This window comes from Elusimicrobiota bacterium, assembly GCA_026388155.1.
In the GTDB taxonomy this organism is placed as follows: domain Bacteria; phylum Elusimicrobiota; class Elusimicrobia; order Elusimicrobiales; family UBA9959; genus UBA9634.
The window spans coordinates 46789-71757 of record JAPLKI010000010.1; the positions used below are offsets into that span (position 1 = coordinate 46789).

Consider the following 24969-nt stretch of genomic DNA (forward strand, 5'->3'; position numbering starts at 1 on the left):
CTTATAGTTAAATTATTATACAATGTAACAGGATTTACCTTATAAGGGGCAGGGACTAGGGATTGGCGACTAGGGGTTTAGGGAAGGAGTTCCTTATTCCTTCAGCCTCTTCCCACTACCCTGGCTGCCAGCCCCTATCCGCTGCCACTGTAATATGGACATAAAGACCATACGCGTTCTTATTTATTTTTTCCTGGCGGTTATCGCCGCTTTCACTTTTTTTATTTTTCTTAACGCCGTGGGCGCCCGTGCGCCGGCCGGCGCCGATGCGCTCGCGCAATCCGCTATGGCAAACGCGCAGTACAGCTTTTCCCAAAAAGAGGCGCTGCCTGTCCCTGTGGCGCAGCATTTTTCCAGCTCAAGCGTGAGGGCCGAGGGCGCCATAATGATAGTGCGGGAGAGTAAATTTCAGGGGGTGGCTGAGCCTCCGAAAAGCGGCATGGAAATGTTAAACGAAATGTCAGGCGCGAACAGGAATAAAATTCAGCCCATAGCCCTTGAAGACAGCGACCTTGAAAGGAAAATAGTTCCTCTGGAGGAGCAGTCTAAAGCTCCGGGTTTGGCGGGTTCGTCGGTGCCAGCTCTTGGCAAGGCCCCAAAGGGAGGACTTGCCATGATAAAGGCCCCGGCGGGCTACGAGCTGTTTACCAGTTCGGAAACATGGGCCGCTTTCGCCGGTTCCCATAAATGTGATCCCGTTAAGGCTGATTTTTTAAAGGAAAATGTGCTGATTTTGGTTTCGCTTTCTGATTTTCCAAGCGGCATTTTCAAAATAACGGCTTTGAAAAATGAAAAAAAAGAGCTGGTTGTGCGCTATAAGGTGGATCCTTTTGCCATGTCGGTCTCAAACAAAGAGGGCACGCAGCAAGCTTATTCGGCCATACCTGTCCCAAAGTCAGGCCGCCAGGTGCGACTTGAACAGGTGCCTTAACGGCAGCATATAGGGGCTAGCGTACAGTGGATAGGGAAGGAGAGGGGCTGGTGGCTGCAGAAATAAGAAACTCCTTCCCTAGACCCCTATCCGCTAACCCCTAGCCACTATAGTATTTAGATCTTTTTTCTAAAGAATCCCTTCTTCAAAGGATCTTCTTCGAAGCCCACGCGCCTCATATAGGCGGAATGTTTGAGCGAGCCGCTTAAAGCGGTGAAGGCTGCGTAGCCTCTGAAAGTTTCAGCGTTCTGCGGCCTGTTGAACAGGTAACGGGCGCTTTTAAGGTCCCTGTAATCTTCCACTACGTAATCCAGGTGAACGCGTATATCAGGGGTTTCTACGGTATAAATGAACAGGCCCACAGGCAACAGGTTCCTTAAAATAAAAACACATCGCGGATTTTCAACCGCTTTAAGCGAGAAATCCGGGAAGAAGGCCCAAATATCTTTGGCGTGATAGGCCAGGAAATTTTCAAGCAGGCGGTCGGAGGGGGGTACATCCATAAGCTGGAAAATGTCTTTACGCGCGCGCAGTTGGATCAGATAGTAAAGATCCACCCCGGCTATAAAAAGATTCACAGTCAGCACCGGCCAGGCTCCCGCCAGAAAACCGTAAAGTGAAAAAATGGCCGCTCCAAGAAAATTAAGCAGCCGCAGCCTCCATACATTGCTGGTTAAAAGAGACACCGCTATCAGCGCCGAGGCCAGATAACCGATAATTTCAATCATATAATAACGGCAGGGTATAGGGTCTAGCGTATAGGGAATAGGGATGGAGTTGCCGATTTTCTTTCCCTAGCCGCTATCCGCTGGCCCCTATCCTCTGCTGTGTGTTGCCAGTTTTACGGCGAAAAGCGCGGCCCCGATCATGCCCTGCGCATCGGCCAGGCCTTTTCCGGCTATGTCAAAGGCGGTGCCGTGTGCGGGCGAGGTGCGGATGAATGACAGCCCCCAGGTCCAGTGCACGGCCGCTTTCTTAATCCCACCACCTGCTTCAAATTGAAGATTTGCCTTCGGCAAATAAGCAGGTGGTGGGATAAGTCCGCAGATCTTTAGCGGGACGAGCGCCTGGTCATGGTAAAGACAAAGCACGCCGTCGGCCTCTCCGTTTAAATGCTTTTCCCAGGCCGTGTCGGAGCCATAAGGGCCGAGGACTCCGAGTCCCCGGGCTTTTAGCTTTCTCAAAGCAGGCAGTATTACCGTTATTTCCTCACGCCCCAGCAAACCGCCGTCTCCGGCGTGCGGGTTCAGCGCGCAAACGGCCACGCGCGGCCTTTTAATTCCCAGGCGCTTCAAAGCGCCGGCAAATAACAGGGCCTTCTGTTCAATGAGGAGGGGTGTTATCTTTTTTGGCAGATCTTTGAGCGGCAGATGTTCGGTTACAAGGGCGGCGTTTATCGCTCCGCGGGAGAAGATCATCAGCGGTTCTTCATTTTCAAGGGCTCTGAAAAGATCTGTATGTGCGAACTGCCGCGCACCCGCCATTTTCCACGCAGCTTTACATATCGGCGCCGTGACTAAAGCGTCAAAGGCGCCGGTTTTTAACAGTTTCCATGCCGCGAGCACCGCTTTATATGAAGCCAGACCCGCCGCAGCTGTCGGGCGCTTTTTTGAGAGGTCAAGACCCGGAGCGTCCACGGCAAGCATCGGGCAAAGTTCCGGACTCCAGCCCGCTCCGACTAAGGCGGACGAGTCTCCCGCAATAAAAAGCTCCGCCGCCGCTCTGAGGGAGGCTGAACGCGCCGCTTTAACGGCGATCTCAGGGCCGATGCCCAAAGGATCGCCCGCGGTAATAAGAAGTTTGGGTTTCAAAGTAATGCCGTGATTAGTCGCAAGTCTCAAGTAAACTTTCATTCTTCACTTGTGTCCTGTGACTTGAGACTTGCAACTGACTAGACTTGTGTCTGGCGGCGCACCGCGCCGCTAGTTCGCCGCCTGCGGCTTTTTGTTTTCCAGGAAAATTTCTATTTTAGCGTCCTTGCGCAGGTCTTTCAGGTAGTCAACCATAGCCTTGGCGAAATTGCCCTGGGCTATTATCTGGCCGAGGTCGTCTTTTACTATATCGTAATTCAGCTTCTGCTGGGCCCGTTTCTCGTCAAGCCGGAGGATGTGGTAGCCGAACTTGCTCGCCACCGGGCTTGAAATTTCTCCGACATTCATCGTGAAGGCCTTGCTTTCCAGTTCCTTGGGCAGAAGGCCCTTAAGGGCGTAGCCCAAATCCCCTCCTTTTTTAGCGCTCTCGGGGTCCTGGGAATATTTCTGGGCGGCGTCCTCAAAATCAAGCCCGCCGTCCAGCTCTTTTTTTATTTCCTCCGCCCTTGTAAGAGCTGCCGTCTTTTCGGCAAGCGTCGGAGCCGCCTCCAACTTTATAAGTATGTGGCGCAGGCGCACGCGCTCGGCCGTTAACTCCCTGAAGCGCTGGGAAACGGCTTTCAGGTCCTGCAGGGCGTCTTCATCCATACCTTTCAGGGAAGCGGTGTCATCTTTCAGAACGAAGTTTATATTATCGAAGTACTTCTTTACATCGCCTTCCGAAGGCATTTTCACCTTCGGCCTTACGACATCATCCACCAGCTTGCGCACCATGAGCTGTTTTTTTATGCGCGCGCTGAATTCCTCAAGCGTGATCCCCTCTTTTTTCAGTTCGTCGCGGAACGCCGAATCGGCGTTTTCCTGGCTCAAGGGCGTGCCCGCCTCATCTTTTGAAAAACGGGTTTTTATTTCATTTAAGCCGTTTTCCAGCTCACGGGGATAGACCTTTATTTTCAGGTTTTCGGCTTTTTGCCTGAGAATAGCCTCGTCTATCAGCTTATCCAGGGTCGCTTTGTCTATCTGGGCGTCCGCGTCTTTCTGGAAGAAAAAATCAGGCATCATGGCGCGGTACTGTTCTATCAAAGCGTCTTTGGTCTTGTTGTATTCGGACATCAGAACAGGTTCGTTGTTAACCTTGGCGGCCAGCCCGTCAAGCTCCTTCGCCAGCGCCGGAGCCGCCATTGCCGCCGCGGCAAGCGCGGCAGCCGCACTATTTATAATTTTCATCTAAAACCTCCACTTTAATTTTGGATTGGAATTCGTTCAGGTAGGCGTCAAATTTCTTTTTCTCCAGGATCCGCTTTATACGCTCTTTTGCCTCGCTGCCGCCTGCTTTATCCTGTGAGATCTTTTTAAGAATGTGGTAACCCAGGCTGGTTTTAACCACGCCCTGCACTTCACCTACGCGCATTGTGAAAGCCATATCCTCCAATTCCGGTATAAATTCCCCGTACATCACCGGCGGCAGACGGATGTTTTCCTTGTCCATGGAGTATTCCTTGGCTGTCCTGGTGAAATCGGCTCCGGCTTTCAGTCTCTTCATGGTTTTTTCGGCTTCTTCCGAATTGTCAAGGATAATGTGGTCCACCACTATTTTATAGGGGTATTTTTGATAGTACGCTTCAGCCTCGTCATCGGTAACCTTAAGTTTGTCGGAACGCAGGCTTTCAACCCACATCTTAGTGAGGGTAAAGTCTTTGTATTCGCCGAGTTTCGCCCGCATCTCCAGTTCCATTTGTTTCACGCGAGCTTTGTATTCGGCTGAATCGGCGACGGGGGATTTCCTTGCGGCCAGCTCGAGCAGCTTTTCATGTATGAGTATGTCCAGAAACTGCTTGCGGCCGGGTTTAGTGGCCAGATACTGCTGAGCGTTCGGGCTTATTTCCATAAGCTTCTCATTAACATAGCTTTCGGTAAGCTTTTCGGAGCCTACCCTTGCTACAACCTTGTCTCCCTGCTTTGAGCAGGAGGCCAGAAACAGCGTTGAAAAGATAAACAATAGGATGGTTTTCATACCTTAAATTTAGCATTTTAAGGCTTATTCCCGCAATTCAAGGAACATGCGAATAACCGGCGAATGAGAGGATATGCGAATAAATGCGAAGACGATACCGATAGACCGTATAGATTTGAAGAAGTGTTCGTGTTAATTCGCATGAGCCGTTAATTCGCATAAAATTCGCATGGGCTACTTTTGATATAATTATTGGCGATGACCCCACCACCTTTTTATGCGCTGAAAGCGCATGTTGAATTTAAAACCTCATGCGAGCGACCTCCGGTTGCTAAAGAGGTGACGGGGTGAAATTTTTGTCCCGCCTTTTCGATTATCTTGACGGCCTTTCGGCGCGCGCGTTGGCGCTTAGAGCGCTGTATATCGTGGGCGTCTGCTCGGCTGTCGTTATTATCGCGGCCTCGCTGATGATGCGCAAGATCGTTTCCGATATCCCATCCATAGACAAGCTGGACGAATACACTCCGTCGCTCGCCACCTATGTTTATGATGTCAATAACCAGATCATAGCCGAGTTCTCGGTGGAAAAGCGGGCCATCCTTCCGCTTTCAAAGATCCCCGTGGATATGCAGAACGCGGTCATAGCCATGGAAGACCAGAATTTCTTCCGTCATTGGGGTATATCCCCGCGCGGTATTTTACGCGCCCTGCTGCGCAATATTCTGCATCGCCGCAGCGCCCAGGGCGGCTCCACCCTCACCCAGCAGCTTTCCCGCGGCATCTTCCTCAAGCCGGAAAAGACCGTTACCAGGAAGGTAAAGGAGATCTTCCTGGCGCTGCAGATAGAGCGCAATTTCTCAAAGCCTGAAATACTGCAAATGTATTTAAACCAGATTTATTTCGGCAACGGCGTTTATGGCGTGCAGTCGGCCGCCAAACTTTATTTCGGCAAGGATGTCGGGGAAATGACCCTTGCGGAATGCGCGCTGCTTGCCGGCGTCATACCTTCTCCTGAGCGCTACTCCCCTTTTAACAGCCCGGAAAAGGCGAACCAGCGGCGCCAGCTGGTGCTTCAGCGTATGCTTGCCGAGAAATTTGTAACTTCAAAGGAAGTGGAGGAGGCGCTTAAGGCCCCCATTCCTCAGTCCAGGTCCACTCTGTTTTCAAGCCACGCCGCCTATTTCGTTGAGAACGTCCGCCAGCAGCTTGAGCCTAAGTACGGCATAGACCAGCTTTGGAAGGGCGGCCTTAAAATTTACACCACGCTGGATCTGTCCATGCAGATTCCTGCCGAAGATGTGATGGAAAAATATCTTTCCAAATACGATCAGGACTCATCTAAACAGAACCCCCCCGATCCGGCTGCCGCCGCCGCCCCCGCGGTTTCCTCAGTCAGCCTGCAGGGAGCTTTTGTCATATTGGATGTCAAAACAGGGGCCATAAGGGCCATGGTCGGCGGCAGGAATTTCCGCGACAGCAAGTTTAACCGCGTTACGCAGGCGGCCAGGCAGGCGGGTTCCACTTTCAAGCCGATGGTATGGATGGCCGCGCTTCAAAACGGCTACACCCCGTCGACCATAATCCAGGATTCTCCGATGGCCTATTATTACGACGGCAAGGATTGGCGTTTGCTCGAGGGGGCGACGGACCAGTACTCCATAAACATGGCTATCCAGCCTTTTGCCGGCAATAAAGATTTTAAAATCTGGGTGCCCAACGATTTCGACGATAAATTCCTGGGCAGGGTAACGCTTCGCCGCGCGCTTGAACTTTCAAGGAACCTGGCTTCCATATACCTGGTTACGCGCATCGGGCCCACACAGGTGGTGGATGTCGCTCACCGCGCCGGCGTAAAGCGCAATTTGGACGCCGTGCCTTCCATAGGCCTTGGCACCTCGCTCGTCAGCCCGCTTGAAATGGCCAGCGCCTTTTCCACTTTCGCCAACGGCGGCATTCACACCGAGCCTTTTTCCGTGCTTAAGGTGGTTGATAACCAGGGCAAAATTCTGCAGGAGTATGTGCCAGAAGAAACAGAAAGCTTTTCGCCCCAGCTTTCGTATGTGCTGGTAAACATGATGAAAGGCGTGGTGCAGCGCGGCACCGGCTCCTACGCCAGCCGCCTCAAGCGGCCCCTTGCCGGCAAGACCGGCACCAGCCAGGAGTCAAAGGATATGTGGTTTGTAGGAATGACGCCTGATCTGGCGGCTGCCGCCTGGATGGGTTACGACGACTTTATATCACTGCCCATGAAAGACTGGACCGGCGGCGGAACTGTGGTGCCATGGTGGACCGAAGTAATGGAAACCGTGCTTAAAGACCAGCCTGTGAGAGATTTTCCGGTGCCTGAAGGCATAACTTTTGCCACCATTGACCCGGAAACCGGTAAACTCGCTCTTCCAACCTGCAAGAAAAGGCTTCTGGAAGCCTTCATCAAAGACACCGAACCACAGGAATTCTGCGATGCGGCGCACTAACGGCAGGGGTTAGCGGATAGCGGTTAGAGATTAGGGAAGGAGTTTCCTTATTCCTAACCGCTCGCCCCTAGCCGCTATATGCTATCCAATATATATTCTCGGTATTCGCGCGTTGGCGGCTGTGCGCCGCACATGAAGGGATACCGGCGCGCCTACTTTCGCTTCAGGTATGTTTGTAACGTCAAGCAGGCTGTGGGCTATGCCGCATTTGCCAGCGAAGAAAGCCTTTTTCCCGTTTATCAGGCCCCAATAGACAAAACCGGCCGTTATTTTGATTGAGCGTTCGGCGGGTTCCATGGTAAGGCCATCCGAGTAGCCCGCCGGTATGGTGGCCACGGTCATGTTTTTTGAAGCGGCGTAAGCGCTTGAGTAGCCTACAGATTCGCCTTTTCTCACTTTCCTTACTGAAATTATCCTTGAGTAAAACTTCCAGGGCCGTTCAAGGCCTTTTATGGGCGGGCCTTTTGCTTTTTCCCGGTAAACATCCGTGGGATAAATACCGTAAATCAGGTTGCCGACGCGCGCCATGTCCAATTGCCAATGCGGCAAATCGCAAAGAAGAGCGCTGTTGGCGGCGTGCAGTTTAATACCGGGAAAAATGGCCTTTGCTTTAATTCCAAGCTTCTGGAACGCCGCAAGTTTTTCTTCCGCCTCGGTCATATTTGTCCTGGGAGCGTAGGCAAGGTGGGTGGAGAGGGCGCAGGGGCGGACTCTTTTAAAACCGGCGGCGGATGCGAGAAAAGCTCCTGATTCGCCCGGGCGCACTCCCCAGCGGCCAAGTCCTGAATCTATGTCTATGTGATAGGGGTAAAGGCTAGAGCCTGGCGCGCTTCGGTCCAGGGCTTTTATAAAAGCGAGAGAGTCCGCCGTGGGAATAAGGCGGTTCTTTATTATTGTCCGCGTTTCTTCGGGAAGGGAGGGAGCCAATAAATTTATTTCCGCCCGGGTCAGAGCCCGCCTTAAAACAGCGCCTTCGTCGGCGGTAAGCACACCCAGGCAGTCGGCGCCGCTTGAGAGCGCCGCGCGCGAAACCGCTTCGGCGCCGTGTCCGTAGCCGTCGGCTTTTACCACCGCCATAAGCTTTACGCCCGGCTTCAAAACGCGTTTAACGGCGCGAACGTTATTTTTGAGAAGTTTAAGGTCAATTTCGATCCATTTAAGCATAGGTTAACTAACAGCGGATAGGGGCGAGCGGATAGAGAATTAGGGATGGAGTTGTTCTTTATCTGTTTTAAGACGTTATTTACAGCTAACTCCTTTGCTATTCTCTATTCGCTATTTCGCTAATCCCTGCCGTTATTATATCATTTAGGTATGGATTTCACGGTTGTAAAGGGCGCTCCCAATGTCGGAGCCAGGGTATGGTTCCTCCTTAAAGAAATGCAAAAGGAGCCTTTATGTATGTTTCTGCTCACAAGTGAGGAGGAACTGCAGCTTTATTCCAACGCTTTTCAGTCGCTGGCCCCGTTTGCCGGACATCTGCCTGATTACGAAGTGGTTTTATGGTCTCAGTTGCCTGAGGTTAAGGCGCGCGCGTTGAAAACCATTTATGGCGGCGCGGCCGCCGGTAAAAAAATATTTTTTATTTCTTCGGTTGAGGCTTTTGGCGATAAGCTGCCTTCCCCTGACTCTTACAAGGCGCTTGGCTTCAGTTTTAAAACAGGCTGGTCTTATTCAAGGCAGGAAATGCAGAACCGGTTCTTGAAAGCCGGCTACCGCCGCGTATCGTTCGTGGAGGAACGGGGACAGTGCGCTTTCAGGGGCTCGGTGGTGGATTTTTTCGCGCCAGATCTCGAAAAGCCGGTGAGGCTTTTTTTCACGGACTCGCTTGAAAGCATAAGATTTTTTGAAATAGACACCCAGCACACCTCGGGCTTCCTTGAAAACGTAAGCGTGGCTCCGGCTTCCGCCGCCGACGCCTCGGTCAGTCCGGCCTCCCTTATGGACGGGGGCTGGAAGTTTTTCGCGGATTCGCCGGTTCCGCCTGAGGCTCTGGCTTTTGAAACCCCCCGTGCCGGCGCTTTCCGGTTTGCCGCTCTCCCGGATGGCGGCGAGGCGCTTGATTTCGGAGCGGTAAAAAACCTCAACTTCAATTCCGACACGGCATTGCTCGCGGGCGAACTTGCCCGGCTTAAAGCGAAGGGCCTGGCAACAACTTTATTCTGCCTTAACCGGGGCGAATCGGAGCGTCTTGCGGAAATGCTATCCGAGCATGGCGCGGGCGGACAGACCAAAATAACTTTGGGCTATCTGGAAGAAGGTTTTGTCCACCAGGGCTCAAAGGCGGCCTTCATCACCTCTTCGGAACTTTTCAGGCGCAGTTACAGCCTTGGCCCCGCTTCCGGAGCGCCGAAGGCCAAATTCTACAAGTGGACCGATCTTAAAATAGGGGATTTTGTGGTGCACGAAGACTACGGCGTGGGCCGCTATCTGGGCGTGAAAAAAATATTTTACCGCGGCCCCGGCGGCGAAGAAGTGGAAGACGCCGACTGCCTTTCCATTGAATACGCCAGAGGCGACAAGCTGATGGTTCCGCTTTACGAATTCGGCCGGGTGCAGAAATACCTGAGCTCGGAGGGTAAGACGCCCAGAGTGTCGCACATGGACACCAAAACCTGGCACGAACTGAAGAACCGGGTTAAAGCCGAGGTCCAGACTTTGGCAAGAGACATACTTCGCCTTGAGGCTGAGCGCGCCGCGCTTAAAACCGAAGGCTTCGCCGGCGGCGGACATCTTGAAGAAGAATTCGCGGGGGCATTCCCTTTTGAGGAAACCCCGGACCAGCAAAAAGCCATAAATGACGTGCTGGGCGAAATGGAAGGCACTCTTCCCATGAACCGGCTGGTGGTGGGGGATGTGGGTTTTGGAAAGACCGAAGTGGCCATGCGCGCCGCCATGCGCGCGGCGCTCGCGGGCAGGCAGGTCGCTGTGCTTGTGCCCACCACCATACTGGCCGACCAGCACTTCCGCAATTTTTCAGGCAGGTTCAGGGAGTTTCCGGTGGTGATAAAGGTCATTTCCCGCTTTGAAACCAAAGCGTCGCAGAAAAAAATACTGGAAGAGCTTTCCCGCGGCAAGGTGGATATTATAATCGGCACCCACCGGCTTTTGCAGAAGGACGTGAAATTCTCCAATCTCGGCCTGCTTATAGTGGACGAAGAACACCGCTTCGGCGTGAAGGACAAGGATACCGTTAAAAGCATGGCCAAAGGCGTGCACGCCCTGATGCTTTCCGCCACCCCCATACCGCGCACGCTGTATCAGTCGCTTTCTTCCCTTAAAGGGATGTCCGTAATTGAAAGTCCGCCCGTGGGGCGCCTGCCCATTTCCACCGTTGTGCGGCCTTACGATGATAAGACCGTAATTGACGCCGTGCGCTACGAGCTTGCGCGCGGCGGGCAGGTTTATTATGTGCATAACCGGGTGCGCACCATAGAGACAAAGGCTGCGCAGCTTAAAAAACTTATGCCGGAGCTGCGGATCGCCGTGGTGCACGGCCAGCTGCGCGCGGAAAGCGTTGAAAAGCATATGTGGGATTTTTTGAATAAAAAATACGATGTGCTGCTTGCCTCCACAATTATAGAGTCCGGACTTGATATACCAAGCGTCAATACCCTGCTGGTGGAAAATGCCCACGAACTGGGACTCGCCCAGCTTTATCAGCTGCGCGGGCGGATAGGACGGGAAAAGCAGAAAGCTTACTGCTATCTTTTTTACCCGACATGGATGAATAAGAAAGTAAATAGCGAAAAGCGAATAGCGAATAGCGTGGAGGGGACAGTAGACAATGTAAGAGAGAGGACTGTTCCCCGCCACCTGTCACCTGAGACCGTCATTTCCGAAGATGCCGCCAAGCGGCTTGGCGCCCTTGAGGAGTTTACGGAGCTTGGCTCGGGTTTTCGTCTGGCCATGCGCGACCTTGAAATCCGCGGCGCGGGCGAGCTTCTGGGGGTGCGCCAGCACGGTTTTATTAATACTATCGGTCTTGAAATGTATATAAAACTCCTGAACGGAGAGATAAACCGCCTTAAAGGGCGTGAGGACCCGAGGCAGGTGAGCGAGCCTAAAATAGATCTGCTCATCCCGGCTTTTATTCCGGAGGATTATGTGGGCGACGAGATGGAGCGGCTTAATTTTTATAAAAAACTGCTGAATGCCGGCGAAGACCAGGTGGATAAGACGCTTTCCGGCTTTGAGGATATTTCGGGGCCGGCCCCGGTTCAGCTCAGAAATCTGGCGGAAATAATAAAACTGCGCAAAAAACTCGGCCGCTGCCTGGTGCGCTCGGTAATGCAGAAAGAGGGGGAAATGGAAATATTGTTCCTTCCGGGGGCGCAGGTCAGCGCCAAGGCGGTCAACAAATGGCAGGAGCTTTTCGGGCCGCGCATTACTTTTTTGCCGTCGCGCCTGGGCGACGGCCTGCGGATAAAATTCTCCGGCGGCCCATTGGAACTGCTTAACCAGGTGCTTGCCGCTTAAGGCGGGGAAAGTTTTTTACGGCCTGAAAAAAGCCCGATGACAACCGCCAGAAAAGTCAGAATGGATATCAGCGAGCCTATCGTAAACGCTACGGGCTTGTAACTGAATTTTATGGTATGCGTTCCCGCAGTGAGATCCGCGGACATGAATGTGTTTTCAAACGGCGCTATAGCGGTTTTTTTGCCGTCCACTTCCAGGTTCCAGCCTTTTGAATAAACCTCGGACCATATTAATTTTGTCTTTTCGTCTAAAACGGTTTTTGCCGTTAAACCGCCGGAGGACGGCATTGCGACGTCTTCTATTTTGCAGTTTTCCTTTTCGCAGAACAGCCACTGTTTTCCCGAAGGCCTGAATTTTATCTTTATGGCTTGCGCCGCGGAATACAGATCTATTTCATGGCTGCACGCGGCAATGTCAAGCAGCCGTTCCCGCTCCGGCCCGGAGGAAGCGCTGATGCGTTCATTATAAGCCGCGGCCGAAGCCAGCCGCAGCGGCTGATAACTTTTAACTTCCGGCAGCCCGAACGCCGTGCCGTAAGAAGGCATAAGGATCTCTTTGATCGTGCCATAATCGCTTTTTTCAAGGAGCATTTTCGATTCGAGGGCGGCTATCAGTTCCTCGGAATGAAATATCCGCTGTCCGGGCCCTTTCCCGCTGAAAACCGAAACCATTCTCGGTTTTTCTTCAAAAAAAGAAGGGTACGCCCAGGCTGTTCTGTTAAGCGTTCCGTGCAGCGCTATTTCAGCGGTCAGCAGGCCGAAAATAATGAGCCTGGTTCTCCCGCTTTTCAGCATCACAAGACCCGCTCCGCCAAGCAGCGCTGAAAACACCGAAGCCGGGAAAAGCCAATGCGCCGGGAACCTGAAAACGGTTATTCCCGGGATAAAACGGTATGCCGGATTGAATTTCCCGAAGCACAGCAGGAGCGACACGAAAATTCCGGCCGCAAGCCACCGTTCTTTTCTGCCGCCTTTGACGGCTGCGTAAATTCCGAGGGGAACCGCCGTGAAAAAAGGATAAAAATACATTACCGCCGGATCACCGGAAATATCCGGCGCGAAGCGGAACCAGAAAGGTATAAATATCTGTTTTAAAAGCTGCAAAGGCGGGACAGAATACTCAAATGCCGTTGTTTTTGCCAAAAAAAGCCCCCGCATTGACTCTGAAAGCATTTGAAGAAAAGGAAGTATCTGAAAAGCCGCCAGCGCCAGGAAAATAATAACCGCCCCTGAAAGGCACAAAACATATTTCCTGCCTTTTGCGAGCGCTGTGGCGGACATTAAAATAACGCTTATCAGAAAATACGGCGGAAAACCCGCAAGCCATTGCATTGTGAGCGCTATGCCGCAGGGTATGGTTTTCCGTTCAAGAAGCAGAAAAAGGGACAATGGAAGCCATGCGGCTGAGGCAAAATATGTCGGCTGCGTCGCTTTTGCCAGGAAAAAGCCTCCGAAGACGAACATGGCGGCCGCCGCGAAAGCTTCTGTTTCGGGGCAGGCATAGAGCTTTTTGAATAAAGCCCTGAAGGACCAGAAGGCGAGTGCCGAATGAAAAAATATCCAGAGCTTCATAAAAGTCCGGAAATCCCCGAACCTGAACAGTTGGAACAGGGGATAGGTAAAAAAATTCTGCGGATCGGCCAGAAACGGCTCACCCATGTTCGAATAATAATTCCAAAGCGGAAACGTCAGGCTTTCCGCGGCGCCTTTCGCCAGTTTCCAGTGCGGATAGTAGAAGGTCAGCATATTCCCGTCAGCGGGTATTAAGCCGCCAAGTAAAAGAGGATGCCAGCAGATAAGGGCCAGAAGAAAGAATCCGGCGATAACGGCTGCCGGTTTTTTCAATGAGTCTCTCATTGGAAAAGGATACAATATTTGTGGCCAAATCGGTGTTTTGCGATATGGAGCCTGCTTGCCGCGCGTGATTTCTTTGCCCATGATTTATAGGCATGGCAGACAGCTTTTTTGCGTGCTATAATATAGGTAGCGAAATAGCGAACAGCGAATAGCGAAGTAGCAAAATAGGCCTTAATCACTATTCGCTAGTTGCTATTCGCTAATCGCTGCAGTAAGATTGGGGGCGAATAGGTTCGACGTTAACTTGTTCTGTCAGATCAGCAGGCCATGGTTGACCAGGCCATGTAAAACAGGGTCAAAAAAACAAAAGCCAACTCCAACGAGATGGCCTGGGCGCACGCTTAAGTGTGCCTCGCTCGCAGACTGCCGCCCGCGCGGAATGTAGAGCGTTACAATGCGGGATGCTGTCTTTTGGGGCGCGCTTCGTCCCTGGAAGGCAAAAGACAATACGGAGCTTGTCCGGTACTTGCCGCCCTGAGCTTAGTCCGGACGAGACACATTCGGGGCTAAGCCTGTAGCGGTTCTGACAAGCGGTTGACGGACCCGGGTGCGAATCCCGGCGCCTCCATAATTTAAAAAGGGCAGAGTGTTGTGACACCTGCCCTTTTTAAATTGTGACTATTGTTGGTTGAAGTTATCCCCGAAGACGGATGCGGCGGAACTGTTTAAAATTTAATAAAAAAGCCCCGCTTTTTGTATTATAGCGAGAGGGAAATGTTTTTGCAAATTTTAGGCGGTTGAAAGCTTAAAGTCTAGGGATAACTTACAATAAGTGCCCTTATGTTGCCTACAGATTAAGTCCCCCCGGCTTTTCGCCGCTTTCTTTCGCTATCCGCCCCTTATTTATTATAAAATTAAAATTGAAAATGAAAAATGATAGGGCGTTGAATCTGTTGGTCGCTTGCGGGCTTTTTGCGGCTGTCTCCTGGCTGCTGTTCGCCCACGGGCGCTATTTTCTATGGATCTTTCCCGCCTACGGGGCGGTTTTTCTGTGGTTTTCCTGGCGCCCTGAAAAAGAGATAAAATTTGTTTTTCTTTTCCTGGCCACGGCTGCCGGCTTCATTATGCCTAAGCTTTCTCCGGAAGCCGATTCCCTGTCCGGCGCCGCGCTGACGCTTGCCGAAATACTCTCGCTTTGGCTTCTGTTTTACGCTCTTTCCAGCTCGGAAAGAGGCAGGGCCTCAAAGCGCGAGAAAATTTCGGCTGCACTCGCCAAGGCCAGCGAGCGGGAAAAAAATCTGCGGGAAGAACTTCAGCGCTATTGTGAACACAGGGAAAGTCTGCTGGGTAAAATAAAGCTCCAGGAGGAGGTCGCTGTTTCCATAAGGCAGATGGCTTCCGCCTCCGGCGCCGCGGAAATAAAGCTGGCGCTGGAAGCCAGAATGAAAAGTGTTTTCGAGGGCTGCGATTCACGCCTTGATTCCGGGGCTCCTGTTGATTTTCTTGAAACCTGGGTGATGGAGCGCAAAATCCCGCTTTTAGTGCGGAATTCGCAGGAGGAAACCCGGTTTTCCCGCGCGCTGTTCGCGCCGTCGCAGCGTTCGCTGATGGCGGTTCCTCTTTATTTTTTCGGTTCCGTGGACGGATTTCTGCGCGTTTCCTCGCCTGAACCCGGCCGTTTTGCGCAGGAGGACCTGCGCGCGGCCGAGCTTTTGGCGACTTTCGCCAGCGTGAGCATGGAAAATATTTATCTTTTTGATAAAGTGCGTGAACTGGCCATAAAAGACGCCTTAACCGGGCTTTACACCCACCGCGCTTTTCAAAGCAGGATAGATGAGGAAATATTGCGCTCCGCCCGCGCGAAAGCGCCTTTTTCGCTTGTGATGGCCGATATAGACCACTTCAAGTCCTACAACGACAATTACGGCCATCAGGCCGGCGACGAAGTGCTGAAGGCCGTCGCGGAAGTTTTTGCGTCGGGAGTGCGCGATATAGATTTCGTGGCCCGTTATGGCGGGGAGGAATTCGCCATAATATTTACCGGCGCCGACAAGCTGCAGGCCGCTGAAGCGGCGGACCAGCTGCGCAGGCGCCTTGAAAGCCGAAAATTCTCCTTTAACGGCAGGCCCTCAGGGGTAACGGCCAGTTTCGGCGCGGCCCAATTCCCGTCCGACGGCGCCATAGCAAGCCAGTTGGTGCGCACCGCCGATGAACGTCTTTATAAGGCCAAAGAAGATGGCCGCAACAGGGTGGTGTATGAATAAGGCCGGACTTCTGGCTGTCCTGGTCGCTTTTGCCCCGCTTGTTTCCTATTTTTTGGGCCGCTTCAACAATTATGCCGGTTTCGCGGCCGGAACTGTATGGCTTTTTGTTTCCGGTTCTCTGCTGTTCGCCGCCGGGGCGACAGCCGGACCCTCCATGGCGCTTTGTCTTTGGAGTTCGGCGGCTCTTTTTCATTCGCTGCTGTTGAATTCGGCAAAAGAGCGGGCGCCCGAGGCTATGACGGGGAAATTAGCGGAAATTAAAAAGCTTGAAAAATCTCTTGCCGGGGAAAAGGCCGCCCTGGCGCTCGCCTCCGGCTCCGAAAAAAAAGCCCACATACTCTATTCCACCATAAAGCTTTTGTCGGAGACCGTTTCCCCTGAAAATGCCAGAAGCAGATTTTCCAAGTATCTGGCGGATTATTTCGAAACAGGGGATTTCGCTTTTTTCCTTGAGGATCTGAATTCCGGGGACGCGCCCATGGAACTTTTTGCCTCAGGCGGAAATAATTCCGGGCTCAATTCCTGGCAAAAACTGAGCGCCGCTTTAACCGCCGCCGGTAAAGACACCCGCTCGCCCTGTGTTCTGGCTTCCCCCGCGCCCTATGTCTGCGTGCCGGTGTCCAATTCCGGAGAGACGCTCGGTTTTTTCGCTTTCAGGCCGCCTGAGGGCGCGGCGCCTGAAGACTCGCTCGCCGCTTCGGCCAGGTTCGTTTCCGAGATCTCGTTCGCCGTGCAGCGCATACAGCTTTTCCGCCGGGTGGAGTGGCTTTCCCTGACGGACGGGCTTACAGGGGTGGGCCGCCGTAACGCTCTGGATGACAAGATGAACGAGGAAATACGCCGGGCGCTCGCTTTCAAAACCACGCTTGGCTTTATGATAGCCGACATTGACCATTTTAAGCGCGTAAACGACATCTACGGCCACCAGTTCGGCGACGCGGTGCTGAAGAAAGTGGGGGAACTGCTGAAAGACGGAGTTTATGAAACCGACTTCGTCGGCCGCTACGGCGGAGAAGAATTCGGCATTGTCCTGCCCAGGGCGGACGCAGCCGGCGTTCTCAGGAAAGCCGAAGCTCTGCGCCTGAGGATAGCCGGGGAAAATTTTCAGTTGGGCTTTGAAAGTGTTAGAATAACGGTGTCCATCGGAATAGCCCATTTCCCGCGCGACGGCCGCAACGCATCAGAGTTGTTTGCCAAAGCCGATGCCGCGCTTTACGCCGCCAAGGAAGGCGGCCGCAACCGCGTTGTGGACGCGGGCAGTGTATAACGGTTGTTCCAACTGCGCCATAAGCCGTATGCTTTAGGCCATAAGCTGTATAGGAAATTACTTAAAAGCGTATGGCATATGGCGTAAAGCTTATGGCAGCCTGTTGCATTAACTTTGTTTTTTGGAGGATTAAATGGAAGACCCCAACATAACCAACCCGACCCCTGCTCCGGCCCCGATTCCTTCCGCGCCGAAGCCGGCGGCGGTTTCGCAGACCAGGATATGGTTGAAGGCAGTGGCTTTGCTTTACGCTGTTTCGCTGTTCGCCGCTTTTACGGTAATCTCAAGGGCCGACACCACGAAAAAACTCAAATCCAAGGATATGGATCTTTCCGGGCTTTCCAGCCTGATGGCGGCCAAAAAAGACGCGGTGGCCGTTATCCCCATTTACGGGGTCATTACACAGAGCGATTCCTCAAGGGTATGGGAGCGCGGCAGCCAGCAGATAGCCCGTAAAATTAAGACCATGGCCGATAAAAAAGAGGTTAAGGCCATACTGCTTGACATAAACTCGCCGGGCGGCTCGGTCGGCGCCGTTCAGGACATATATTCCGCTATCATGAGGGCCAAAAGGGAAACAAAAAAACCTTTTGTCGCCAGGTTCGGGGATGTGTCGGCTAGCGGAGGCTATTATGTGGCAAGCGCCTGCGATAAAATAGTGGCGCAGCCCGGTACCATTACGGGTTCCATCGGTGTTATTTTCAACGCCAGCAACCTGGAAGGCTTGTTTAAAAAAATCGGCGTCAAAAGCGAAGTGATAAAATCCGGCAAGTTCAAGGATATCGGCTCGGTATCAAGAGAAATGACTCCGGAGGAAAGGAAGCTTTTGCAGGCCATAATAGACGATTCTTACTCCCAGTTCGTGAACGCCGTGGCCGAAGGCAGAAAAATGCCGGTTGAGAAAGTTAAGCTTGTCGCCGACGGCAGGATTTTCAGCGGGCGTCAGGCCGTTGATGAAGGACTGGTGGATTCTTTGGGCGATCTGCCGGATGCCCTGAATCTCGCCGGCGAGCTTTCCGGCCTCGGCAAAAATCCGCGCATTATACGGGACACAGACCCTTTTGAGCAGTTCTTTTCCATGATGGACTCAAAATTGTCTTTTTTCGGCTCGGCTAAACTTGGAGAAGCGTTGAATATCTCCCCTAAACTTGAATTCCGCTGGTACGGGATATAGCAGCGGATAGAAAATAGCGATTAGCGAATAGGGAAGGAGTTCTTTATGAATTTTTTTGGCACACTTTCGGGGTTGGTCGATTCCACCAAAGAAACTCTTGAAAACCCCTCCGGCATTGATTTCGCCCGGCCGGGGCTTGCCGGTTATGCCGTGGGGACATTGAGCATATTTGTTTTTTTCAGGATGGGAGCGCTCGTGCCGCCCGGTTTTTTTTCTCTCCTGTCGCTCTTTGCGGCGGTTTTGGCCGTTAATTTTTTGTTTGCCGGCGTCATCCATCTTTTTCTTGAAATGACGGGCGCACCCGGCAGCGCGGGCAGGCTGTTTTCTCTTTTTGGAATAGGGGAATTCTTCTGGACATTGCTTTTGCCTTTCGGATTCCTGGGCAAGCTCGGCTATTTAAATTCTTTTCTCTGGTTTTCGCTCTGCTTTCTTTTTGTTTTTTGCGCCAGGATAGAGTTCATCAGGCGGCTTTATTTTGTTTCCCGCAACAAGGCTCTGCTCGCCGTCTGGCTGCCGTACGCGGGCGTCGCAGCCGCGCTCACGGCCTCTTTCATATACGCCATAGTCTGGCTGGTCTGGCTGGTGGTTTGATAGGCTACAGGCTGAAGGCTGAGGGCTGAAGGTAAAGGCGTATAAAATACAGACTCTCTGGTATTCAATCTTGAATCTATGATCTTTTTCTTCTATCGTTCCTTCAGCCTATTCGTATAAAACGATGTCCGCCGCGCCTGTTGCCAATTCCGAAATAGCCCGGCTTTTTAACGAAGCCGCCGTGCTGCTTGAACTTTCAAACGAAAACATTTTCCGCGTCAGGGCCTATCAGAAAGCGGCCCTGATAATTGAAGGCCTTACCGCAAATGCCGCGGAACTCGGCCCGGAAAAGCTGACGGCTATTGACGGCATAGGCAAAGGCGTAGCCGGGCATATAGCCGAGATCGCCAAAAGCGGCACTTTCCGGGACCTTGAGGTTTTGAGAAAGAAATTCCCGCGCGGCCTTATTGAAATTTTAAAAGTGCAGGGCATAGGCGCTAAAAGAGCCAGACTTCTTTACGAAAAGCTGGGAGTGGACTCGCTTGAAAAACTGAAGGCGCTGGCGCTTAAAGGAAAGATCCGCGCTCTTGAAGGCTTTGGCGCCAAGGTTGAGGAAAATATCCTTGCCGGAGTTCAAAGCCTTAAGGCGGCTTCGCCGGAGCGTATGCTTTACTGGCCTGCCAGGCAGCTCGCCCTTAGCCTGCTTGAACGCCTGGGCGCCCTCGGCGCAGAAAAAGCGGTTTACGCCGGCTCTTTGCGCAGGGGCAGGGAAACGGTGGGCGACCTTGACCTGCTTTGCGCGGGCAGACCCGACGGCGCGCTTACAGCTGAATTTTCGAAATTGCCCGAGGCGGCGAAGGTTTTATCCCTGGGTCCCACAAAGGTTTCCGTAATTCTTTCCGCCGGCATTCAGTGCGACCTGCGCGTGGTGCCGCCGGAAGGTTACGGAGCGGCGCTCAATTATTTCACCGGCTCAAAAGAGCACAATATTATTTTGCGCGAGCTCGCGCTTAAAAAAGGCCTTACCCTGAACGAGTACGGTCTTTTCCGGCTGGAAGACAAGGAGCGCAAACGCCCTGTGGCCGCCAAGACCGAGCAGGAAATTTACTCCGCTCTGGGTCTTAAATATATCGCGCCTGAATTAAGGGAAGGCCGCGGCGAAATTGAGCTGGCGCTCAAGGACAAGCTGCCCAGGCTGGTTGAGCTGAAAGATATAAAGGGCGACGCGCATAACCACACCAGTATTTCAGACGGAAAGAACTCTATGTCCGAGATGCTCGAGGCGGCCAAAGCCATAGGCTATGAGTGGATCTTCCTTGGCGACCATTCAAAATCGCTGGGGGTCGTTCACGGCATGGATTACAAAGAATATCTGTCCAGTAAAGCCGGACTGCTTGAAACTGCAAAACGTTTTCCCGGGCTTAAAGCCGGGCGCTCCATAGAGATGGAGATAGACAAAAAAGGCCGGCTGGAATTTTCAGACGGGGACATAAAAGATGTGGACCTGGTGGTGGCTTCGGTGCATTCCTCCATGCGCCTCGGCGAGGAAGAAATGACCGCCAGAGTCGTTGCCGCGATGGCGAACCCCTGCGTGGACGCAATTGCCCATCCTTCGGGACGCCTGCTGAATAAACGCGAGCCGTACAAAATAAATTACGCCGCGGTTCTTGAGGCCGCCCGCCGCTATGGAACGGCTTTGGAAATAAACGGCCAGCCCGAGCGGCAGGATTTGACGGATGTAACAGCCAGAATGGCTAAAGAGGCGGGGCTGAAGCTTTTACTTTCAAGCGACGCTCATTCGGCCGCCCAGCTTGCCTACATGGAGCAGGCGGTTATTGTGGCCCGCCGCGCGGGCCTTACAAAAGAAGATATTTTAAATTGCCTGTCATTCGAGGATTTTTGCGGATGGATCCGCGAACGAAGGGCCGGAGCAAGAAAACTGCCATAAGCTTTAAGCCATAGGCCATAGGCTATAAGGAACTCCTTAAAAAAAGCCTACGGCATATGGCGTATGGCATACGGCAAAAATTAGTTCTTTTTAAGGAACAACTTATGTCCAAAATACCCCAGATCAAAGAATACCAGGGCCTGCCGGTGGTAACGGCGGAAAAAATGAGATACCTGGATAAAATAGTCTCCATGGAATATTCCATGCCGGAGCTAACGCTTATGGAAAACGCGGGCGCCGCCGTGGCCCGTGAGGCGCTTGCTTTCGCCAAAGCGGCTCTTTTAAAGGATGCCGCCGGTCTGAAGGCCGCTGTCTGCTGCGGGCGCGGCAATAACGGCGGCGACGGGTTAGTGGCGGCGCGCTATCTTAAGGCCGCCGGCGGCGTGCCTGAGGTTTTTATAGTGGCCCCGTCCGAGCGCGGCTACGGCGAGCTGACGGTAAAAAATATTGAGCGGGCTAAAGCTGAAGGCGTAAAAATAACGCTTTTGGCAAAAGAAAATATAGAAAGTCTGGCCGGGGAATTCTTAAAGGCGGACATACTGCTTGACGCTCTTTTGGGGGCCGGCTCGGTAGGCAAACCCACAGGTCCCGTGCGCCGGGTGATACAGCTTATGAACAAGAGCGCCAAGCCTATAATAGCCGTGGATATCCCTTCGGGCTTGAGCCCCGATACCGGCCATCACAGCGGGGTTTTTATAATCGCGAAAGCCACTTTTACTCTCGGTTTCGCCAAATCCGGCCTGATGGCCGCTCACGCCCAGCCAAATACCGGCGAAATAAAAGTGCTGGACATAGGATATCCCAAAGAATTGGTTGAAAAGGCGAGGGGATAGGTTAGTAAATGTAGTTCTTTTGGATTTCCTTTTGGAATTAGATGGCGCGGGTGGCGGGGGAGCTGGATAAGGCCGTCTGTTGCGCATAGCGCTTGATACGGCACGTCCATAGGCCAGCAAAACCCTCCGGAGCCCGACGCTTGCGTAGCGCGGAGGGCGAGGATGGGAAGGGCGGGCACGGTGTGCCCGACCCTGTTTTTGCGTTCCAGTCCCCCGACAGGACCCGCAAACCCCGTCAACAGCTACCCACGCTAAAGTCGGAAGACCCATACATGAAAAAGGCAAAGTGCAAAATGTAAAATGCGGGTATTAAGGGACAACTTACATGCAATTCTTTAACGAAAACACTATTTATTTTCTGGTAGTGGACCGGTTTCTTAACAGCGACCCTTCTAACGACAATTGCCGCAACCCGGAGGCCTTTGACGCCGCGCAAAAAGACTGGTGCAAATACTGGGGCGGCGACCTCGCCGGCGTTATTGACAAACTGGATTACCTAAAAGAGCTGGGCGCCTCGGCTCTGTGGCTTACCCCGCTGTTTGACCAGGCCGACGGACTGGTGGATGTGGAGGGGCGCGGCATAGCGGCTTACCACGGCTACTGGGCCAAGGATTTCAAGCGGATGGACGAGCATCTGGTTTCCAACCAGGAAGACATCAGGGTCTTCGCTTCACATGATACTATTCTTGACCGTCTGGCCGCGGCCATGCACAAAAGGGATATGAAGCTGATACTTGACATAGTCTGCAACCATTCAAGCCCGGCGCATAGGCCGGACGACGGCGGGAAAGTGACGAAAGGCGAGCTTTACGACGACGGCGAACTGCTGACTTCCTACGAGAACGACACGCTCGGCTGGTATCACCGCAATGGCGGCGTCACCGACTGGAACTCGGCATGGCAGGTGGAGAACGAGGAACTCTGCGGCCTGGCGGATTTCAACGAGTCAAAGATCGGCTACCGGACCTATATCAAGGAAGCCATGAAACTCTGGGTGGACAAGGGGGCCGACGGCCTGCGCGTGGATACCGTAAAGCACATGCCGCTCTGGTTCTGGCAGGAATTCGTTTCGGACATGCTTTTCCACAAACCGGAGCTGTTCATTTTCGGGGAATGGTTTCAGGGAGGGGCGAACGACCCTTTCTCCGTGCATTTCGCGAACGCCAGCGGCATGGGTATGCTGGATTTTTCGCTCCAGAACGCCATCGAGTCATGCCTGGCGAAGAACGCTGACGGCGGTTTTTGCTGTATTGAGGCGGTTTTTAAAAAAGACGCCCTTTTCAACAATTGCCACGAACTGGTCACTTTCGTAGACAATCACGACATGCCGCGGTTTTTGTCGGTGGGGGGAACGCCTGAACGCCTGCGTCTGGCGCTGGGCCTGATTATGACCTGCCGCGGCACGCCATGCATTTATTACGGCACCGAACAATATTTGCACAATGATACCAACGGCGGCGCCGATCCCTATAACAGGCCCATGATGGAGCGCTGGGACGCAACAACTCCCGCCTTCAAATTAATAAAAGCTCTTGCGCAGGTGAGAAAAGAAAACCTGGCCGTGCAAAGAGGCAGCCAGCGCGTTAAATCAGCGTCGGAAAATATTTACGCCTATACCCGCGTTTACCTGGACAACTGCTGCCTTGCCGTTTTTAACAAGGGGCCGGCCTCTGAAGTTACGCTTGAAAATATCGAACTGCCGGATGGCGTTTACACTGATGTTTTAACGCAATCGCCCGCGCGCGTGAGCGGGGGGAAAATTGAAAAACTAAGGCTTGAAAAAGACTCTTTGCTTGTTTTCTCGCGCGCGGCCGCGCCGTCGGACGGACACACCCTGATTGTCACGTTCATGCTGAACGGCTTTAAAACGGCCTGGGGGCAGAAAATTTTTGTAACCGGCAACTGCCCCGAGCTCGGAAATTGGGATCTGGACAGGGCCTTCCCGCTTGAATATATAAATGACAACCTGTGGATGGAGGGCCTGCCGCTTAAGCACCCTCCCGGCGCAAGCGTGGCTTATAAGTTCATAGTAAAAAGTCCGGACGGCGCCGTTCTCTACGAGGACCGTCCCGCGCATGTGCGCCGCCTGCCCCCTGAGGGCGGCCTGCTTTTAAAGCACGCCTGGGTTTGAAACGGACTTACTGAGGCCTGCATAAATAATGTCCGTGTTGGAGGCTTGGATTTGAGATGAATGCGAGGCGCGACGAACGAGCATACCGGGGGTCTGTGAGCGAGGAGCAACGAAGCAGTCGCTCAAAGGCAAGCCTCCCTTTCCCTTTGGGAAAGGGCCGGGCGCTTTTGGGCTGCAACTGCGTCACTCGTCACTTACATAGCCCCGCTATGCGCGCTCCTCGTTCCTTGTTTCGCTTCAAAATCAGCCCGGCCAGCGCGGACCTTATTTGTGCAGGCCTCAGTAATCGGCCTGTGCGCCATCCAGTGCTTTTTAGGTTTCCCGATTTATACTATAATTGCGGTATGACTATTTTCTCAAGATCCCTTGTGTTGTGCATATGTGCCTTTCTGGCCGCGCGGTCAAGCGCGGCCATGTCGGGTGAAGCTTTGCGCCAGACCGCGGAGTCCGGCTTAGAGCAGGCTATTGCGGCCGGGGCGTTTGAATCAGCTCCGCCTTCCGCTGTGCCCTCCGCCCAGCCGGCCGGTTTCTCCGGGACCGTGGACTGCTACAAGGCGGCAAGTCCGCTCACGAAGTACCCTCCCCTGCTCTGCGCCGGCGCTAATTCCACGGCCCCGGCCGACTGTTTTTCCGCCGCCAAAGATCTGACCGGCTATCCCGCCATGCTTTGTTCAGGCGCCGTTTCGAACGCTCCCGTGGATTGCTTCAAGGCCGCCAAGGACCTGACCCGGTTTCCGGCACTGCTCTGCGCGGCGGCACGCGATGCCGCGGCTCCAGCCGTCTGCTTTAAAGCGGCAGGTAATGTGACCCAGTATCCGGCTCTTCTCTGCCTGGGAGCGGCCTCCAACGCCCCGATAGACTGTTTCAACGCCGCCAAAGACCTGACGAAATATCCGGCGCTGCTCTGCGCCAAAGCGGCCGACCTAGCGCCGGTAGACTGTTTCAACGCCGCCAAGGGCTTGACCGACTATCCGGCTCTTTTGTGCTCGGGGGCGGCGACGCTTGCGCCGATAGAATGTTTCAAGGCCGCCAAGGGCCTGGCCCAGTATCCGGCGCTGCTTTGTTCCGGTGCCGCCTCTAATGCCCCGGTGGCCTGTTATAATGAGGTCAAGGATGTGACTAAGAACCCCGACCTGCTCTGTTCGCCTAACGGCGTTCTTAAGGGCGTAACACTCGACAAAATAGACCCGTCCTACCAGAAACCGTATCCGTTCCCTTATCCGCATCCGTATCCGTTCTGGTTCCCGTTCCCGGACCCCAATGTGGATCCCAGCCAGCCTCCGCCCCAGCCTCCCCATCAAGGCAGGGCGGCGGCGGATATCGTTCCCTGACCGTTTAAATCATCCGTTTACAGGCAAAAAACAACCCGACAGACC

17 protein-coding genes and 1 other RNA gene are annotated in these 24969 nt (G+C 53.2%); 12 read left to right on the forward strand and 6 right to left on the reverse strand.

Annotated elements, in window-relative coordinates; all coding sequences use genetic code 11:
• The first annotated feature begins 154 nt into the window (after nt 1-154).
• Nucleotides 155-931: a hypothetical protein gene (locus NTX59_03290; protein ID MCX5784692.1), complete on the forward strand. Its 777-nt coding sequence runs from the start codon at nt 155-157 to the stop codon at nt 929-931.
• Between the two features lie 116 nt (nt 932-1047).
• Here the strand turns inward: NTX59_03290 and NTX59_03295 are convergent, their stop codons facing one another.
• From NTX59_03295 to NTX59_03310, 4 genes are all read right to left on the reverse strand, one after another.
• Complete coding sequence (locus tag NTX59_03295) at nt 1048-1659, reverse strand: hypothetical protein (protein MCX5784693.1); 612 nt, start codon at nt 1657-1659, stop codon at nt 1048-1050.
• Nucleotides 1660-1746: 87 nt separating this feature from the next.
• Nucleotides 1747-2784: a 4-hydroxythreonine-4-phosphate dehydrogenase PdxA gene (locus NTX59_03300; protein MCX5784694.1), complete on the reverse strand. Its 1038-nt coding sequence runs from the start codon at nt 2782-2784 to the stop codon at nt 1747-1749.
• A 69-nt stretch (nt 2785-2853) separates the two neighbouring features.
• Nucleotides 2854-3969, reverse strand: coding sequence for a peptidylprolyl isomerase (locus NTX59_03305; GenBank protein ID MCX5784695.1), 1116 nt, complete (start codon nt 3967-3969; stop codon nt 2854-2856).
• The gene (locus tag NTX59_03310) at nt 3953-4756 is read right to left on the reverse strand and encodes a peptidylprolyl isomerase (protein ID MCX5784696.1); all 804 of its coding nucleotides are present in this window, start codon (nt 4754-4756) and stop codon (nt 3953-3955) included. Before NTX59_03310 ends, NTX59_03305 begins: the two co-directional genes overlap by 17 nt.
• Nucleotides 4757-5043: 287 nt before the next feature.
• On the opposite strand from NTX59_03310, the gene NTX59_03315 reads away from it, so the two are divergent.
• Nucleotides 5044-7170: a PBP1A family penicillin-binding protein gene (locus tag NTX59_03315; protein MCX5784697.1), complete on the forward strand. Its 2127-nt coding sequence runs from the start codon at nt 5044-5046 to the stop codon at nt 7168-7170.
• An 81-nt stretch (nt 7171-7251) separates the two neighbouring features.
• On the opposite strand, the gene alr is transcribed toward NTX59_03315, so the two are convergent.
• The gene (gene alr / locus NTX59_03320; protein ID MCX5784698.1) at nt 7252-8334 is read right to left on the reverse strand and encodes an alanine racemase; all 1083 of its coding nucleotides are present in this window, start codon (nt 8332-8334) and stop codon (nt 7252-7254) included.
• Nucleotides 8335-8484: 150 nt separating this feature from the next.
• On the opposite strand from alr, the gene NTX59_03325 reads away from it, so the two are divergent.
• Entirely contained in the window at nt 8485-11649 is a 3165-nt protein-coding gene (locus NTX59_03325; protein MCX5784699.1) for a DEAD/DEAH box helicase, read from the forward strand.
• On the opposite strand, the gene NTX59_03330 is transcribed toward NTX59_03325, so the two are convergent.
• Nucleotides 11646-13505 (reverse strand): YfhO family protein, encoded by a 1860-nt coding sequence (locus NTX59_03330; GenBank protein MCX5784700.1) that lies wholly within the window; start codon nt 13503-13505, stop codon nt 11646-11648. The genes NTX59_03325 and NTX59_03330 overlap by 4 nt on opposite strands.
• A gap of 219 nt (nt 13506-13724) precedes the next feature.
• Between NTX59_03330 and ssrA the strand changes: the two genes are divergently transcribed.
• The 9 genes from ssrA to NTX59_03375 all read left to right on the forward strand — a co-directional run bounded on the left by ssrA (nt 13725) and on the right by NTX59_03375 (nt 24924).
• Nucleotides 13725-14076: a transfer-messenger RNA gene (ssrA, locus tag NTX59_03335) on the forward strand.
• Nucleotides 14077-14371: 295 nt separating this feature from the next.
• Nucleotides 14372-15709 (forward strand): sensor domain-containing diguanylate cyclase, encoded by a 1338-nt coding sequence (locus NTX59_03340; GenBank protein MCX5784701.1) that lies wholly within the window; start codon nt 14372-14374, stop codon nt 15707-15709.
• Nucleotides 15702-16976 carry a GGDEF domain-containing protein gene (locus tag NTX59_03345; protein MCX5784702.1) on the forward strand — a complete coding sequence of 425 codons (1275 nt, stop codon included), beginning with the start codon at nt 15702-15704 and terminating at the stop codon, nt 16974-16976. The genes NTX59_03340 and NTX59_03345 overlap by 8 nt, the downstream gene beginning before the upstream one ends.
• A gap of 133 nt (nt 16977-17109) precedes the next feature.
• The gene (gene sppA / locus NTX59_03350) at nt 17110-18150 is read left to right on the forward strand and encodes a signal peptide peptidase SppA (protein MCX5784703.1); all 1041 of its coding nucleotides are present in this window, start codon (nt 17110-17112) and stop codon (nt 18148-18150) included.
• Nucleotides 18151-18195: 45 nt separating this feature from the next.
• Entirely contained in the window at nt 18196-18741 is a 546-nt protein-coding gene (locus tag NTX59_03355) for a hypothetical protein (protein MCX5784704.1), read from the forward strand.
• A gap of 124 nt (nt 18742-18865) precedes the next feature.
• On the forward strand, nt 18866-20629 hold the full coding sequence (polX, locus tag NTX59_03360; protein MCX5784705.1) for a DNA polymerase/3'-5' exonuclease PolX: 1764 nt from the start codon (nt 18866-18868) through the stop codon (nt 20627-20629).
• A 104-nt stretch (nt 20630-20733) separates the two neighbouring features.
• Complete coding sequence (locus tag NTX59_03365) at nt 20734-21462, forward strand: NAD(P)H-hydrate epimerase (protein ID MCX5784706.1); 729 nt, start codon at nt 20734-20736, stop codon at nt 21460-21462.
• Between the two features lie 325 nt (nt 21463-21787).
• A complete protein-coding gene (locus tag NTX59_03370; GenBank protein MCX5784707.1) occupies nt 21788-23593 on the forward strand; it encodes an alpha-amylase family glycosyl hydrolase in 1806 nt (601 codons plus the stop codon).
• 368 nt (nt 23594-23961) lie between these two features.
• Complete coding sequence (locus tag NTX59_03375; GenBank protein ID MCX5784708.1) at nt 23962-24924, forward strand: hypothetical protein; 963 nt, start codon at nt 23962-23964, stop codon at nt 24922-24924.
• Nucleotides 24925-24969: the final 45 nt, after the last annotated feature.